Raw genomic sequence first — 15,753 nt, forward strand, 5'->3', positions numbered from 1 at the left:
CTTCACACGAAATCAAAGTTTCAAGCCAAGTTTACATCAGTTTACCTAAAAGAAAACAGATACTTTCTAGGTCGTATTTCTTTAGTATTAGATACTATCATCCGAATGAAATAAGTTTTAACATTTATTAACAATAATCTCATCTGACATAATTTTAACGACTGTGCTTGCGTACCAATTCTGCCAATGCCGCCGCCAATTCGGGATGTTTGCCTTCCAATTTGGCTGCCGCCTCGTCAAAACTGTCTAAAGCTGCCTCGCTCAATCGCAAACTATTGGTTTTCGGCTGAGCCGGAGGCTTGGGAACTACCCTGACCACCACTTCCCTTACCCCTGCATGCAATGTTTGCAACTTGGGCAGCATGGCAGGCAGGATCATTTTTAAACGCGAAGCAGCCATATTGTTGGCAGCAAGCAAAACCAATCTTCCGTCTTCTACGCAGGCCGTCTGAAAATGCGGATGCAGGTTGGCCGGCAAAACCGTTTTGACTTTTGCATCCAATTTCCGCCATTGTTGCGATTGTTGCAACAAGCCCGCCAGTAAATGATCGCGCTTGCCTAATTGTGCTAAATCCATATATTTCAGACGTCCTCTCAGTAAATTAACCAAACAATTACAATTGAAATACAGCAAAACCGCCTTTATTTCAAACAGCATTACCGCGTTATACAAGCGCTTGTGTTAAAATCCCAATTTCGCCCACTATTATATCAAGGCGCAGGAATTATTCATGCTGACAAACATTGCTAAGAAAATCTTCGGCAGCCGCAACGACCGCCTGCTGAAACAATATCGTAAATCCGTTGCCAAAATCAACGCGCTTGAGAAACAAATGCAGGCATTGAGCGATGCAGAACTGCAAGCTAAAACAGCCGAATTCAAACAACGTCTCGCCGACGGACAAAGCCTGGACGACATCTTGGTCGAAGCCTTTGCCGTCTGCCGCGAGGCATCCCGACGCGTATTGGGCATGCGCCACTTCGATGTACAGCTGATCGGCGGTATGGTCCTGCACAACGGCAAAATCGCCGAAATGCGTACCGGTGAAGGTAAAACACTGGTGGCTACCCTTGCCGTTTACCTGAATGCATTGTCAGGAAAAGGCGTACACATCGTTACCGTCAACGACTACCTCGCCTCCCGTGACGCGAGCATTATGGAGCCGCTGTACAACTTCTTAGGTTTGAGCGTCGGCGTGATCGTAGCCGATTTGCAACCTTTTGAACGCCAAACCGCTTATGGTGCCGACATTACTTACGGTACAAACAACGAATTCGGTTTCGACTACCTGCGCGACAATATGGTTACCGACCAATACGACAAAGTTCAACGCGAATTAAACTTTGCCGTAGTCGACGAAGTGGACTCCATTTTGATTGACGAAGCGCGTACGCCGCTGATTATTTCCGGCCAGGCGGATGACAACATCCAGCTCTACCGTGTGATGAACGCCGTTCCTGCCCACCTTATCCGCCAAGAAACCGAAGAAGGCGAAGGCGATTACTGGGTAGATGAAAAAGCACACCAAGTTATCCTGAGCGAAGCCGGTCACGAACACGCCGAGCAAATCCTGACCCAAATGGGCTTATTGCAGGAAAACGATTCGCTCTACTCTGCCGCCAATATTTCCCTGATGCACCACCTCATGGCTGCATTGCGCGCGCACACCCTGTTCCACAAAGACCAACACTACGTTATCCAAGACGGCGAAATCGTGATTGTGGACGAATTCACAGGCCGTCTGATGGCCGGCCGCCGCTGGTCCGAAGGCTTGCACCAAGCTGTTGAAGCCAAAGAAGGTGTAGAAATCAAACGCGAAAACCAAACGCTTGCCTCTATTACCTTCCAAAACTACTTCCGCCTGTACAGTAAGCTGTCCGGCATGACCGGTACGGCCGACACCGAAGCCTTCGAGTTCCAAAGCATTTACAACCTCGAAACCGTCATCATCCCGACCAACCGTCCTGTACAACGTAAAGACTTCAACGACCAAATCTTCCGCTCAGCCGAAGAAAAATTCGAAGCCGTCGTCAAAGACATCGCCGAATGCCACAAAAACGGCCAACCGGTTTTGGTCGGCACAACCAGCATCGAAAACTCCGAACTGGTTTCCCGCTTGTTATACGAAGCAGGTCTGCCGCATAACGTTCTGAACGCCAAAGAACACGAGCGCGAGGCATTGATTGTGGCTCAAGCCGGTAAAGTCGGCGCGATTACCGTTGCCACCAATATGGCCGGCCGCGGTACCGATATTGTCTTGGGCGGCAACCTCAAACATCAAATTGAAGCCATCCGTGCCGATGAAACCTTGAGTGAACAGCAGAAACAAGCGCAAATTTCTGCCCTTGAAAGCGGTTGGCAAACCGAACATGACCAAGTTGTGGCTGCAGGCGGTTTGCACATTATCGGTACCGAACGCCACGAAAGCCGCCGTATCGACAACCAGTTGCGCGGTCGCGCGGGCCGTCAGGGCGACCCCGGCTCCAGCCGTTTCTATCTGTCGTTTGAAGACCCATTATTGCGTCTCTTTGCACTCGACCGTGCCGCCGCCATCCTCAACCGCTTGGCTCCTGAGCGCGGCGTTGCCATCGAACACGGCCTTCTGACCCGTCAAATCGAAGGCGCACAACGTAAAGTCGAAGGCCGCAACTTCGATATGCGTAAACAAGTTTTGGAATACGATGACGTTGCTAATGACCAACGTAAAGTGATTTACCATCAACGTAACGAAATCCTGACCAGCACAGACGTCAGCGATTTGACCCGCGAAATCCGCGCCGACGTTATCAGCGACTTGGTTGATTACCACATCCCGCCTGACAGCATGGAAGAGCAATGGGACATTCCGGCACTGGAACACCAACTTGCCGCCGATTTCCGCCTGCATGTCGATATTAAAGGCTGGCTGAAAGAAGACAGCACTTTGGACAACCAAGACATTAAAGAACGCCTCATCAAGCGCATCGAAGACGAGTATGCCGAAAAAGTCGAATTGGTCGGCAAACAGGCTATGTCTGACTTCGAACGCAATGTTATGCTGCAAGTCATCGACAACCAATGGCGCGAACACCTCGCCGCCATGGACTACTTGCGCCAAGGTATCCATCTGCGCAGCTATGCTCAGAAAAATCCTAAACAGGAATACAAACGCGAAGCTTTCGCCATGTTTGAAAACCTGTGGCGCGGCATCAAACAAAACATTGCCGCTTTGCTGACCGCCGTTCAAATCGAGCGCAACAGTGAATACGACCACACTGCCGCACAAAGCGTCAGCGATGTTCAAACCGTCCACTCCGATGCGCCTGATATGGAAGAATTGCTCGGTCAATCGCAAACCGATTTGGTTACCGAAGCGTTCGACCCTGACGGCACAGACTTCAGCCCTGAAGCGCTTGCACAAAACGGCCTGATTGTTCACCGCAACGATCCTTGCCCTTGCGGCAGCGGCCTGAAATACAAACAGTGCCACGGTAAATTGAACTAAGCAGTCATCTCAAAAGGCCGTCTGAACGGTGAAACAAGAATCTTTGATTTCGTTCTCACATCTGTTCAGACGGCCTGAGAATTATCCAAATAAGCAAAAAATTTCCAAACCCAATTTCAAAAGAGTATCCCTATGGCAGGCAATACCTTCGGACAAATCTTTACCGTTACCACTTTCGGCGAAAGCCACGGCGCAGGCTTGGGCTGCATCATTGACGGCTGCCCGCCCGGATTAGAATTGAGCGAAGCGGATATCCAGCTTGACCTTGACCGCCGCAAACCCGGCACCAGCCGCCACGTTACACAACGCCGCGAAGCCGACCAAGTCGAAATCCTCTCCGGCGTATTCGAAGGCAAAACCACCGGTACACCTATCGCCCTCCTAATTTGCAATACCGACCAACGCAGCAAAGACTATGGCAATATCGCCACCAGCTTCCGCCCCGGACATGCCGATTACACCTACTGGCACAAATACGGTACACGCGACTATCGCGGCGGCGGTAGAAGTTCTGCCCGCGAAACCGCTGCCCGCGTTGCAGCCGGAGCAGTTGCAAAAAAATGGCTGAAAGAAAAATTCGGCACGGAAATCACCGCCTACGTTACCCAAGTCGGCGAACAAGAAATCCAGTTTGAAGGCTACGAACATATTTCCCAAAATCCTTTTTTTGCAGCAAACCAAAGCCAAATTGAGGACTTAGAAAACTATATGGACAGCGTGCGCAAATCATTGGATTCTGTCGGCGCAAAACTTCATATCGAAGCGGTTAACGTCCCCGTCGGCTTGGGTGAACCGGTTTTTGACCGCCTCGATGCAGAAATTGCCTACGCCATGATGGGCATCAATGCCGTCAAAGGCGTAGAAATCGGTGCAGGTTTTGATAGTGTGACGCAACGCGGCAGCGAGCATGGCGACGAGCTCACGCCTCAAGGTTTTTTATCCAAGCACTCAGGTGGCATCTTGGGCGGCATCAGCACCGGACAAGACATTCATGTGAATATTGCCATCAAACCGACCAGTTCCATCGCCACACCGCGCCGCAGCATCGATATAGAAGGCAATCCTGTCGAGCTTGCCACACACGGCCGCCACGATCCCTGCGTCGGATTACGCGCTGCTCCGATTGCAGAAGCCATGCTGGCATTGGTATTGATTGACCACGCCTTACGCCATCGTGCGCAAAATGCCGATGTTCAGGTTAATACACCAGACATTGCCAAATTGGAAAAATAACCGTTTATTTCTGAATATTCTCAGAAAAATTTAGCCAAATCACAGTCTTTATACTACAATAGCACCTTATTGCCGTATGACGAAAATACGGATTTATATTAGAGGAATACAACCGCAATGGCACAAGAAACCGCTTTGGGCGCTGCGCTGAAATCTGCCGTCCAAACCATGAGCAAGAAAAAACAGACAGACATGATTGCCGACCACATTTACGGCAAATATGATGTATTCAAACGATTCAAACCGTTGGCCGTCGGTATCGACCAAGACTTGGTTGCCGCCCTGCCCCAATACGACCCAGCACTGATTGCACGCGTACTGGCCAACCACTGCCGCCGTCCGCGCTATCTGAAAGCCCTGGCTCGCGGCGGCAAACGTTTTGACTTGAACAACCGCTTCAAAGGCGAAGTCAGTACAGAAGAACAAACCATTGCCCAACAGCACCCAGCCGTTCAACAGGCATTGGCTGCACAAGCCGAACGCCAAGCCGCTAAGGCTACCGCTGAAGCAGAAACAGCTCCTGTACAAGCTGAAACCAACGAAGCTGCTGAATAATGTTCAGACGGCCTGATAAGGCTTGCACTAAATAAATAGAGACCCCAATTCAATACGACATCTTTAACGTCGATGAATTGGGGCTTTTTTTATTACCTTAACCTTATAGTGGGCTGATTAAAAATAGCTTTATTTGCCCTCACTACGAACCAAAATCTTTTCTAAGCTATTCCCAATAAGGTATTTCTCTATTACCTTGATTATTCTTGTATCAGTTCAAACATTGAACAGCATTATTTGTTCAACATTAAAGCAAATTAAAATCTCCTCTTATAAACATAAAAGGCCGTCTGAAATATCTTTCAGACGGCCTTTTTAAATCAAATAATCAATTAAAACACGGCTTGCAAAACCAAATAGCTGACAACAGACAAAACGGCAGCTGCAGGCAAGGTAATTACCCAAGCAAGGCCGATCGGTTTCATCAATTTCCAGTTAGCATTGCGGTTAACCAAGCCGATACCCAAAACTGCACCCACCAAGATATGGGTACTGGAAACAGGCAAGCCCATAAATGATGCGGCCATCACAACAGCGGCAGCAGAAAGCTCTGCAGAAAAACCTGACGCGGGGTGCATTTCTGCCAAGCTGGTGCCTACGGTTTTAATCACTTCTTTGCCGACAAACCATAAGCCGACGATCAAAGCGATACCGAAAGTCAACATGGCAATTGGCGGCACGGCGTTTTGAGCGGTAATGCTGTTGGTACGCAACACATCCATAATCGCGGCAAACGGACCAATCGCATTGGCAATATCGTTCGCACCATGGCTGAATGCGAAACCGCAAGCGGTAAATACCTGCATCCATGAGAACATTTGGAAAGTCGATTTATCCAAATCTTTGCGTTTCAAACTTTTGGCAAATACAAACGTACCCATCCAAATAGCCGCGCCGATCATGAAAATGGTCAGGAAGCTGTTGACGTTGCTCATGCCCAAATGCAGATTTTTCAGACCTTTGAAAATCAACATGGCCGCAATCATCATACCGCCGACAGAAGCAATAAACGGTACCCAGGAATGCAGGGCTTTGTAAGAATCTACTTCGCCCTTACGGCTGTCAAAGCGGTGCAGACCGCGATAATACTCAGACTGCAATTCTTCAGGATCAAAGTCCGGCTCATCATAAATTTGGGCATCGTGCGCCATTTTGGTGGCGTATTCGACTTTTTCAGATTCACTCAAGGCTTCAAAAAACAGGCGGTGTTCTTCTTTATAGGCTTTCTTCTCCAACTTGATGCCTTTGAGCGTATTATCGGCCCAAGAGTTGTAGTCCAAAACGTTTTTCTTAATTCGTGAAAACAACAGATAGGAAACGATGCCGCCCAATACCGGAGACAAAATCCAAGACAAGGCAATTTCGCCCAACTTGTCCCATTGAATCAGCGCAACAGAATCCACACCGTTCAATGCCGCCATACACAGGGCGCTACCGACAATACCGCCGATAATGGCGTGTGTCGTAGAAACCGGTAGGCCTTTGCGCGATGCGAAAAGCAGCCACAATGCCGCAGCCAAAAGCGCAGACATCATAATAAAGACAAACTGCATCGGATCCAGATGCATGCCATTCAAATCGACAATGCCCTTACGGATGGTATCTGTTACCTCGCCACCGGCAATCACTGCGCCGCTGACTTCAAATACTGCCGCAATCAGCAAAGCTTGCGGAATGGTCAATGTGCCGGAGCCGACACTTGTACCGAAAGAGTTGGCAATATCGTTGCCACCCACATTAAACGCCATGAAGACGCCGAAAAAGGTAGCAAGGATAAACAGGCCGGAGTGGTTGTAATGGGTATAACCCAGGCCCCAATAAATAAAATAGCCGACCATGCTCACAAGCATAGCGGCAAAAACCGTATTAATCAGCTTCAAGTTCGCACTCGACTGAGTTTGAGCCATGGAAAGTTTCCTTTTGGAAAACATGTTGAGTCACGTTATTTTAACCTTTTTGTAATCTTTCTTGCACCAACTATTTACATTAAATGCCGAAATTCCCGTAAAAACGTCAAAAGGCGTTAAAATGTCGTTTTACCTTCTCTTTCTGTAACCGAAATGCAACCCCAATACTATATCGGCATCATGTCAGGAACCAGCATGGACGGTGCCGATGCCGTACTGATTCAAATGCAAGGCAAGCAATGGCAACGCGCCGTTGCCCACAGCTTTCTACCCTATTCAGACGGCCTGCGCCAAGAATTGTTGGCACTGCAAGACATAGGCGAAAATGAATTGCACAGAAGCAATATCCTGGCGCAAACACTCAGCCGCCTATATGCCCAAACCGTCCAGCAACTATTGGTAGCACAAAACCTGTCGGCCAAAGACATTGCCGCAATCGGCTGCCACGGACAAACCATCCGCCATGCGCCTGAACACGGTTACAGCATTCAACTGGTCAACCTCCCCCTATTGGCCGAACTGACCGGCATTTTCACGGTCGGCGACTTCCGCAGCCGCGACCTTGCCTGCAATGGTCAAGGTGCGCCCCTCGTCCCCGCTTTTCACGAAGCGCTGTTTCAAGATGCGAATGAAACCCGTGCCGTACTCAACATTGGCGGCATTTCCAATATCAGCATCCTCCCGCCCGACAGCCCTTCTTTCGGCTTCGATACCGGCCCCGGAAATATGCTGATGGATGCATGGATGCAACATATCTGGCAGCAGCCTTACGACAAAAACGGGGAAAAAGCCGCACAAGGCAAAATCCTCCCTGACTTGCTTGCGTCCCTGCTCGACCATCCTTACTTCAGCCGCCCTTATCCGAAAAGTACAGGCCGAGAGTTGTTTTCCCTAAGCTGGCTTCAAGGCCGTCTGAAAGGTAATGAAAAACCGGAAGATGTGATACGCACATTGGTCTTTTATACTTCACAAACTATTTTTGATGCGACCAAACAAGCTGCGCCGGCGATTCATCATCTTTATATCTGCGGCGGTGGCATTCGCAATCCGGTTTTGATGCAAGACTTGGAAACCCTGTTTTCTCCCGTCACCAAATTGCACAGCACAGCCAAGCTCCATCTTGACCCGCAATGGGTCGAAGCTGCCGCTTTTGCCTGGCTTGCAGCCTGTTGGTGCAATCAAGTCCCGAGCAATCCCCACCATGCAACCGGCGCACATTCACACCGAATTTTAGGCTCAGGACATTACGGCAACTAAAGTTGAATCAATAAAAAGGCCGTCTGAACATTTTCAGACGGCCTTTACTATATTAGTCTTTACTTATTCTTCTTCCGGCAAACGATTGATTTTTACACGGGCAATCCGTTGCCCGTCCTTCTCAACCACTTCAAAACGCCAGCCATGGTAATTGATGAAGTCGCCCACATCAGGAATACTTTGCAATTCTTCCATAATCAAGCCGGCAACGGTATGGAAGTCCGCATCTTCTTTTTGAGCAGGCAGATTTAGCTGAGAAGCCAATTCCACATACTCCAATGCACCATCCACAGACAGCGTTTCATCCTGACTGGCCGGAGCAGCTTCTTCTTCCTCACGCTCAAACTCTTCAGGGAATTCACCGGCAATGGTTTCCAACAAATCTTTCATGGTCACCATACCCAACACCGCGCCAAACTCATCCACCACCAACGCATAATCCGCGCTGCTTTGACGGAACAATTCAATCGCATTCAACGCTGTCGTACTGTCCGGCAAAATCAACGGCTGGCGCAAGGCCGTCTGAATATTGATTTCACCCGATTCAAGCAGCTGGTTCAGCAAATCTTTTTTACTGATATAGCCCAAAGGCTCATCTACACCTGCCTTACCGACAACCAACAAACGGCTATACGGCGTATTTTTCAACTGCGCATTTTGTTCTTCCCGACTTTGGGAAATATCCAATTTCTCGATTTCCCGACGCGGAATCATCACGCCCATAATCGGACGCTCCGCCAAAGTCAGCACGCTGCGAATCATGGATTTTTCGTTTTCTTCAAAATGCTCGTCATCGCCGCCATTATCGCCTGCTTTTGCCAAAATGCTTTCGCGGATACCCATCATACCCAACACATTTTCAGCGGTGCGCTTACGCCAAGAAGTGCTGATGTAGTCATTTTTGCGGGCATTCTTTTGCGAAACCTGATTAAACAGTTCGATCAAAATCGAGAAGCCGATCGCCGCATACAAATAGCCTTTCGGAATATGGAAATGGAAGGCTTCCGCAATCAGGCTGAAACCAATCATCAACAAGAAACCCAGACACAACATCACAACGGTCGGATGCTTGTCCACAAAGGCAGTCAACGGTTTGCTGGCAGAAATCATCACAGTCATCGCTACAACAACCGCCCCCATTGCCACCACAATATGATCCACCATCGCCACTGCCGTAATAACAGAATCGATAGAGAAAACCGCATCCAAAATCAAAATTTGCGCCACAACGCCCCAAAAAGAAGAATGCTTCTTCTGCCCTTCAGCAACAGCAAATTGATTGTGGCCTTCAAGTCGTTCGTGCAGCTCGGTAGTCGCTTTATAAAGCAGGAAAATACCGCCGGCAAACATAATCATGTCTTTACCGGAAATCTCCAGGCCGCCCAACTCAAACAAAGGACGCGTCAGCGTCATGATGTGCGCCATAAAGCCCAGCATGAAAATCCGAATAACAACGGCCAAACCCAAGCCCGTTATCCGTGCCTTATCCCGTTGCAACGGTTTGACCTTGTTTGCCAAAATCGCTACGAAAACAAGGTTATCAATACCTAAAACAACTTCCAAAACCAGAAGCGTGGCAAAGCCTATCCAAGTATGCGGCTCTGCCAACCAACTGAAATCCATAATGATTGTGTTCCTTTAAAATACAAAAAGGCAGCCGTTCCGCTTAAAACGGACAGACTGCCAAAGTTTGGACATAAATAAAGGGAAAGAAGCGGTATAACAACTACTCTGCTCTGCGTCTTTCATGAAAAATTTATGCCTCGATCAACAATAATGGCAAACAGTTTATCAGTTTGACGAAAGAAAGGCAAAATCTGACAGCATATTTTCTTTTAAAAACAGCCTATACCATCACTTACCAGCTTTCAGACGGCCTTTTCTTACTTGATAAAACCATCAATCGGTGCATAACCCAAAAAATCTGCCTGCTCATTCAATATCACAACCCATTCTTTACTTCGTGCACTGGTAAATGACAAGAAATACAGCTCTTTCCCATCATTTCTCAGCGAAGCCTGTTCCAAAATTGACTCCTCATTCATGCCACGGGCTTTTGCCAAGACAGACAACGGTTTCATTGCTTTACGAATTTTCTCACGTTCCTGCTGCGAATCTGGCAACCACCAAGAAGGCCTCATACTCGGTTCAATGCCTTTCAAAGACAAATCAAGACTTTGGTTAGCCTCATCCGGACTCGTTGCTTCACGCAACCCAACACGGCGCACACCAAACCAAGATAAATCCTGCAAATCCTTCGGAGCATGGCTCAAATCATTTACATCAATTTCTGCAGCAGTTACCACATTTATCCTATCGGTTTCGAATGCGGAAACCACTGGACGCGCCAAAGATACGTTGTACAAACCATAAATTAAAGCAACCAGCTGAATCATGCCGATTAAGGAAAAATCAATAATCCTCTCTTTAAGTTTCTTGCTCGGGCTGGCAAGAATCAAAGTCAGCAACGGGCCGCAAACAATATCTACTGAAATGACCAGTTTATATAAAGCCAATCCGCCTGTCAGTTCGGCATACGGATAAGGATACCAAACTCCAAATACCAACAAAGCGGCCAATCCTGCCAAAATCAGACTAATCAACAAATGCCATGCCGCATTTTTTAATGCGAACCGAAAGCGTGGTGAAGAATGTAATGTATGTGCGTTTTCCATAGATAACAACAAGATATTATTTCTTCTATAAATATTATGTATAGCTTAAAAAATAAATGAGATATTTAAATATGCTGGTAGGCCGTCTGAAAATTGAAGCATTAACTGCAACCATCTCACCACGCATTATTAATATGTTTAAAATACCAATAAATAGATAAAATAAAAACCACCATACAAGATGGTGGTTTTAAAATTTGGCTCCCCGACCTGGGCTCGAACCAGGGACCTGCGGATTAACAGTCCGTCGCTCTACCGACTGAGCTATCGGGGAATTAAAGATGGAATTATATAGAAAATATCAGAAACTTGTCAAGCAACAATCTATATAAAAACAAAAATATTTTATATCTTTTTAATTTATAAAACTTTATAAGATTTCAGCAATTTGTTTGGCCGCACGTTTCGCATCCAACAAAATCAAGCCCAATTTACCGCTTTCTTTTGCCATCAATACCAACACTGCATTTTCACCTGCTTGACTCAACAGAATATAGCCATTTTTACCTTTAACCATTACCTGATCCAACTCACCGCAAGCCAACTCATGTACGGAACGATTACCCAATGCCAAAAGCGTTGCCGACATCGCACCTACACGGTCTGCATTCAGGTGGGAAGGCAGCATGGTTGCGATCGGCAGGCCGTCTGTAGAAATAACTGCAGAAGCAGTGATATCAGCAGAGGTATTGTTCAAATCGCTTAATACAGAGATTAATAGTTGTTGCATAGTCGCTCCATTCTAAAATAAATATCGGTCAGGCAAAAATCAACGGCTGCCGTATCGGTGGTACAGCACTTTAACCAAAGTAACAAAAGCCTCTTTATTTAAGTCAGGCATTCCGCCAATTACCAAAATCAGCTTGGTCATGCCAATATACAGAGGGAAAAAGGTCAATTCACTTTGGCCTGAAGGATCACAAATACCCCATGCACTATTATTGATATGCAGGTTATTGCGAATCAAAAGACGGTGATTGTCTTCCATTTTAGCCACTTCGCTCGCCAAAAGGCCCAACTCTTCCGCAGCCTCGTGATGAAAATTGGCATTGGCGAAATACAAACCGTTTTCATCAGCCAATAAAGCTTTGCCAGAATTGGACAACTGTTCCAACAATGTAGGCAATTGCTCGTCAGTCAAATGGATATCGTCTGTGCTGATTTCTTCATCACCATACAAAAATTCCAAGCGTTGGAGCCGATACAGCAGGTTCAAAGCAGTATTGATGTCGCTGGTATCCGCCCATGCCAAGATTTTTTCGCTGCTGATGGTTTCAGACGGCTCTGCACGCAACAGGCCATACAATAAAGTTCTGCTGGCACTGGGCGTATCATTTGAAACAGCATAATACGCACCCGCCGGTGTAATCTTAGGATATAAATTTGCTTGTAAAGAAAGTGTCGCTTCCATCTTATACCTCTAATCCGGGGTCAATTGAGAACAACATGGCAGTAACCAATTGTTTTACATCGTCTTCTCGACGCGCATCAATCTCAAAAACCGGTACATTAAAATTATTCTGTGCTAAATATTTTTGATAAACATCCACGCTTGGTAAGGATCGGATATCCATCTTCGTTACCCCTACAACCAAAGGCGCTTTTTTCAGCAATTCCCGGAATGCATCCAAGAAGAATTGCAAGTCTTTCAATGGATTGCTTCTTGTATTATCCAAAAGAAGCACCAAACCCATACTGCCTTGGCTCAGAATTTCCCACATGAAATTAAAACGCTCCTGACCAGGCGTACCATAAAGATGGACCTTGGTTTCCTCATCCAAATGAATGACACCGTAATCCATCGCTACAGTCGTGTACCCCTTGCGGACAAGTGTCATATCGGATGCGGATGCATCGGTTTGAACCGGTGGTTCATCAGATAAAGCTGAAATTGCAGTGGTTTTACCTACGCCAACAGGACCGGTAAAGATAATTTTATTTTCTTTCATGACGTGTCCTTTACGATTTACCCAGCAACTTACGCATCAGGCGTTGCAACAGGCCGCGAGGTTGTTCTTTCGACGGACCGGCAATTTTTTGAGCCTCTTTGCTCATTGCTGTTTCAGGTACGTCTTTGCTATTCACATCAATCTGTTCGTTCAATGAAGGCGTATTGTTCGCATCAGTTGCAAACTCTGTATCTGTCGCCAAAAAGCCGGTCATATATGTTGCCGATAAATAGTTCAAAATATCAGGCATTTCTAAAGGCATAACTTTATAGAGGATGTTCAGATTAACAGACGTTTTCGTCAGAAATGCCGACAGACGCATAGATTCCGGAACATGTGCCAAACGGGTTAAGTTTGGCCACCGCTTGAGTGTAAAAACAGTTTGCGGCGTCATCGGATAAATCAGACGGCCTGATGCAGTCCAAATAGCCATTTGCCACAAGCATGACATAATGGTGACTTTGGCTTTTTCTTTCCATTGAGGATTATCAGGAACAGCCTTACACACGACAGCCAAGTTATCGTTCTTACACAATTTCTCCAACTCATTGGCACTGACTGTCAACAGTACACGCTGAATACTAGGAAACACGATTAATATCGGCTTGCCTTCATGCAAGACAGCAACATCTTGATGTCCTTGACTGGCAAATTTCAGCGCGCCCAACAAGCCTTTATTTGGATTAAATCGGCGAATGGTTGCTTTTCTAGTGCCATCGGAATTTGATTGTCTTTTATTCTCTTCAGCCGCTTGTTGCTCAGACGGCTCAAAAACATTACCGCCTTGAGCCAGGCTGCGCAAAACAGGAAACAAAGTATCAAATTTGACCGGCTTAGCCAAATAAGGAGTCGTTACTGTCGGCAACTCGGAAGAAAACATAGCCACAGGTACTTCCGGATAAGTTTTCTTCGACTCTTTCCAAGCTTCTACACCTGCCGGAGTATCGGTATCAACCAATACCAAATCCGGTTTTTCATCAGAATCAGGGGAAACGATGACGTAATTCGTCGTATTGTGCATTTTAAATGCCATACGGAATACCGCCTGCTGTTGCTCACCCATCTCCTGTAACATAACCCGTATGGTTTTAATTTTTGGTAAATGATTATTCATCACTCGTACTTTCTACGATTATCTTATTTTTTTGAATATTGGTTCATTCGTTGCAAGAGACGGCTCATTGCCAAGACAACCTCTTCAGGCAGGCTGACAACACGCTCACGCAACAAGCGCAGAAATTGTTCCAAACGTCCCCAATCTTCAACGCGTTCGTACAAATCAAACAAGATAATGTACAACTGCGATTCTTGAGGATACTGCAAAACAGCCTGTTCCAAAGTACCGATGGCCAAATCCAACTGACCATAGGCCAACAAAGATTCGACTTCTTTCACGGCTTCATCTGCAGGTGAAGAGCTCGCGCTGATGACTGAAGAGTCTTTTTGAACCAACTCACGATATTTGGCTTTCATCTGCAAAGAACTTGGCTGGATATAACCGCGTTTCAAGCCAATCTCTTTAATTTGCTGTTCAGACGGCCCTTTTTCCAAATCATCAAAAATTTCGTGATAACCAAGGCTATAACCCCAACCAAGCATACGTTCTTTTACTTGACGGCCATATTGACCCAAAGAGTGGTAAAGCTTCCACAGATGCTTGGCAAACTGCCCTACTTCTTCATTCTGATAATCCAGACGCAAGGCATCGATAATGAGACCAGCAGGCTTCGCAGAAGTTTGGATTGCTTTGTTGTATTGATGCAAAGCAGTCTCGTAGCTAATCTTGTCTTTCAGGATTTTTGCACTGCGTTCCGGTTTGGCAAAACCAATAACCGCACCCATCTCTTCAGGGCTGATTTCGCCAAAATCTTTCTTACCTAATACGATAGGCGCATGTTTGCCCATACCAGGAACGACAATGCGTTCAACCGAATCGCTCTCAAAAGCAATATGTTCGTCGGAAGCAACTTCCAAACCGCTTTGTTCGCCAATTTGACGGTCCACTTCCTGCATATTCCAACCGAGATAACGCTCGGCAAAAACACGCAGGCGCAGGTTAGTAGAGTCCAAAGCCAGACCGGCTTTCAGGTATTCGGCTACGCTGTCTTCTGAAAGTGAGGCACTATGACGCTCAAGTGTATCCGCCAGCATGTCGATATTACCGACCCGCAGATTCAAACCGATTAATTCATGAACCAGCTTTTCCGGAGCGCCGTCTTCCAAAGTATTGAGATAACCGGCCAAAGACTCTGCTGCTTTGCTCTCATAGCCAAACTGTTTATAAACCTGATATTCGGTCAGCGGATCCACTTCTTGTGCGGAAACAGAAGCTGTTGCATCGTTTGAGCCGCTTCCGCCCCATTCCCAGTCTTGATTATCCGCATTGGAAACTGTCTGGTTGACTTTCTCAATCCAGTCGCTTCCGTCCTCATAGGAGGCTGTATGAGCAGCAGATGTACGGCTGCTTTTTGATGCATGTGCGCTTTGTTTGTCTGAATTGTTACTTTGTTTATGACGAACAAAAAACAACACCAGCAAAAAAAGCACCAGCAAAAGAATAGTTAAAAGTTGATAGTTCAAGAACACCTCCCGGTCTTGTGCTGCAAACTGCATTTATTAACATCTGTTGCTTTACACGCAACTTCAACGCTATTAATTCCCAAAACGAATGATGATAACATGAACGCACCCA

Annotated in this window: 13 protein-coding genes and 1 tRNA gene; 4 read left to right on the forward strand and 10 right to left on the reverse strand. The window is 46.7% G+C overall.

All coding sequences use genetic code 11. From position 1 onward, the window contains the following. Nucleotides 1-154 precede the first annotated feature (154 nt). Complete coding sequence (locus tag ACTHTJ_RS06520; RefSeq protein ID WP_070584899.1) at nt 155-577, reverse strand: DciA family protein; 423 nt, start codon at nt 575-577, stop codon at nt 155-157. A gap of 154 nt (nt 578-731) precedes the next feature. Here ACTHTJ_RS06520 and secA point away from each other — a divergent pair, with 154 nt between their 5' ends. From secA to ACTHTJ_RS06535, 3 genes are all read left to right on the forward strand, one after another. Further along, entirely contained in the window at nt 732-3,485 is a 2,754-nt protein-coding gene (secA, locus tag ACTHTJ_RS06525) for a preprotein translocase subunit SecA (RefSeq protein WP_070584897.1), read from the forward strand. Nucleotides 3,486-3,617: 132 nt separating this feature from the next. Then, nucleotides 3,618-4,718, forward strand: a complete 1,101-nt coding sequence (aroC, locus tag ACTHTJ_RS06530; protein WP_070584895.1) for a chorismate synthase — start codon at nt 3,618-3,620, stop codon at nt 4,716-4,718. 117 nt (nt 4,719-4,835) lie between these two features. After that, nucleotides 4,836-5,273, forward strand: coding sequence for a ProQ/FINO family protein (locus ACTHTJ_RS06535; protein ID WP_070584893.1), 438 nt, complete (start codon nt 4,836-4,838; stop codon nt 5,271-5,273). A gap of 332 nt (nt 5,274-5,605) precedes the next feature. Here ACTHTJ_RS06535 and ACTHTJ_RS06540 read toward each other — a convergent pair whose 3' ends face one another. Continuing rightward, nucleotides 5,606-7,180 carry an inorganic phosphate transporter gene (locus ACTHTJ_RS06540; RefSeq protein WP_070584891.1) on the reverse strand — a complete coding sequence of 525 codons (1,575 nt, stop codon included), beginning with the start codon at nt 7,178-7,180 and terminating at the stop codon, nt 5,606-5,608. A 153-nt stretch (nt 7,181-7,333) separates the two neighbouring features. Between ACTHTJ_RS06540 and ACTHTJ_RS06545 the strand changes: the two genes are divergently transcribed. After that, nucleotides 7,334-8,437, forward strand: a complete 1,104-nt coding sequence (locus ACTHTJ_RS06545) for an anhydro-N-acetylmuramic acid kinase (protein WP_070584890.1) — start codon at nt 7,334-7,336, stop codon at nt 8,435-8,437. A 63-nt stretch (nt 8,438-8,500) separates the two neighbouring features. Here the strand turns inward: ACTHTJ_RS06545 and ACTHTJ_RS06550 are convergent, their stop codons facing one another. From ACTHTJ_RS06550 to ACTHTJ_RS06585, 8 genes are all read right to left on the reverse strand, one after another. Next, nucleotides 8,501-10,060, reverse strand: a complete 1,560-nt coding sequence (locus ACTHTJ_RS06550) for a TerC family protein (protein ID WP_070584888.1) — start codon at nt 10,058-10,060, stop codon at nt 8,501-8,503. A gap of 260 nt (nt 10,061-10,320) precedes the next feature. After that, nucleotides 10,321-11,112, reverse strand: coding sequence for a fimb protein (locus tag ACTHTJ_RS06555; RefSeq protein WP_070584886.1), 792 nt, complete (start codon nt 11,110-11,112; stop codon nt 10,321-10,323). A 198-nt stretch (nt 11,113-11,310) separates the two neighbouring features. After that, nucleotides 11,311-11,386, reverse strand: a tRNA-Asn gene (locus ACTHTJ_RS06560). Nucleotides 11,387-11,482: 96 nt separating this feature from the next. Next, the gene (locus ACTHTJ_RS06565) at nt 11,483-11,842 is read right to left on the reverse strand and encodes a roadblock/LC7 domain-containing protein (protein ID WP_070460119.1); all 360 of its coding nucleotides are present in this window, start codon (nt 11,840-11,842) and stop codon (nt 11,483-11,485) included. A gap of 39 nt (nt 11,843-11,881) precedes the next feature. Beyond that, nucleotides 11,882-12,523: a peptidase M23 gene (locus ACTHTJ_RS06570; RefSeq protein ID WP_070584884.1), complete on the reverse strand. Its 642-nt coding sequence runs from the start codon at nt 12,521-12,523 to the stop codon at nt 11,882-11,884. 1 nt (nt 12,524) lies between these two features. Beyond that, nucleotides 12,525-13,061: a GTP-binding protein gene (locus ACTHTJ_RS06575; RefSeq protein ID WP_003748733.1), complete on the reverse strand. Its 537-nt coding sequence runs from the start codon at nt 13,059-13,061 to the stop codon at nt 12,525-12,527. Nucleotides 13,062-13,071: 10 nt separating this feature from the next. Next, nucleotides 13,072-14,175, reverse strand: a complete 1,104-nt coding sequence (locus ACTHTJ_RS06580; protein WP_070584882.1) for a response regulator transcription factor — start codon at nt 14,173-14,175, stop codon at nt 13,072-13,074. A gap of 23 nt (nt 14,176-14,198) precedes the next feature. Then, nucleotides 14,199-15,674: a 23S rRNA methyltransferase gene (locus ACTHTJ_RS06585; protein ID WP_070584880.1), complete on the reverse strand. Its 1,476-nt coding sequence runs from the start codon at nt 15,672-15,674 to the stop codon at nt 14,199-14,201. Nucleotides 15,675-15,753 lie beyond the last annotated feature (79 nt).

The organism is Neisseria sp. P0018.S001 (assembly GCF_051957355.1).
GTDB classification, from domain to species: Bacteria; Pseudomonadota; Gammaproteobacteria; order Burkholderiales; family Neisseriaceae; genus Neisseria; species Neisseria subflava_A.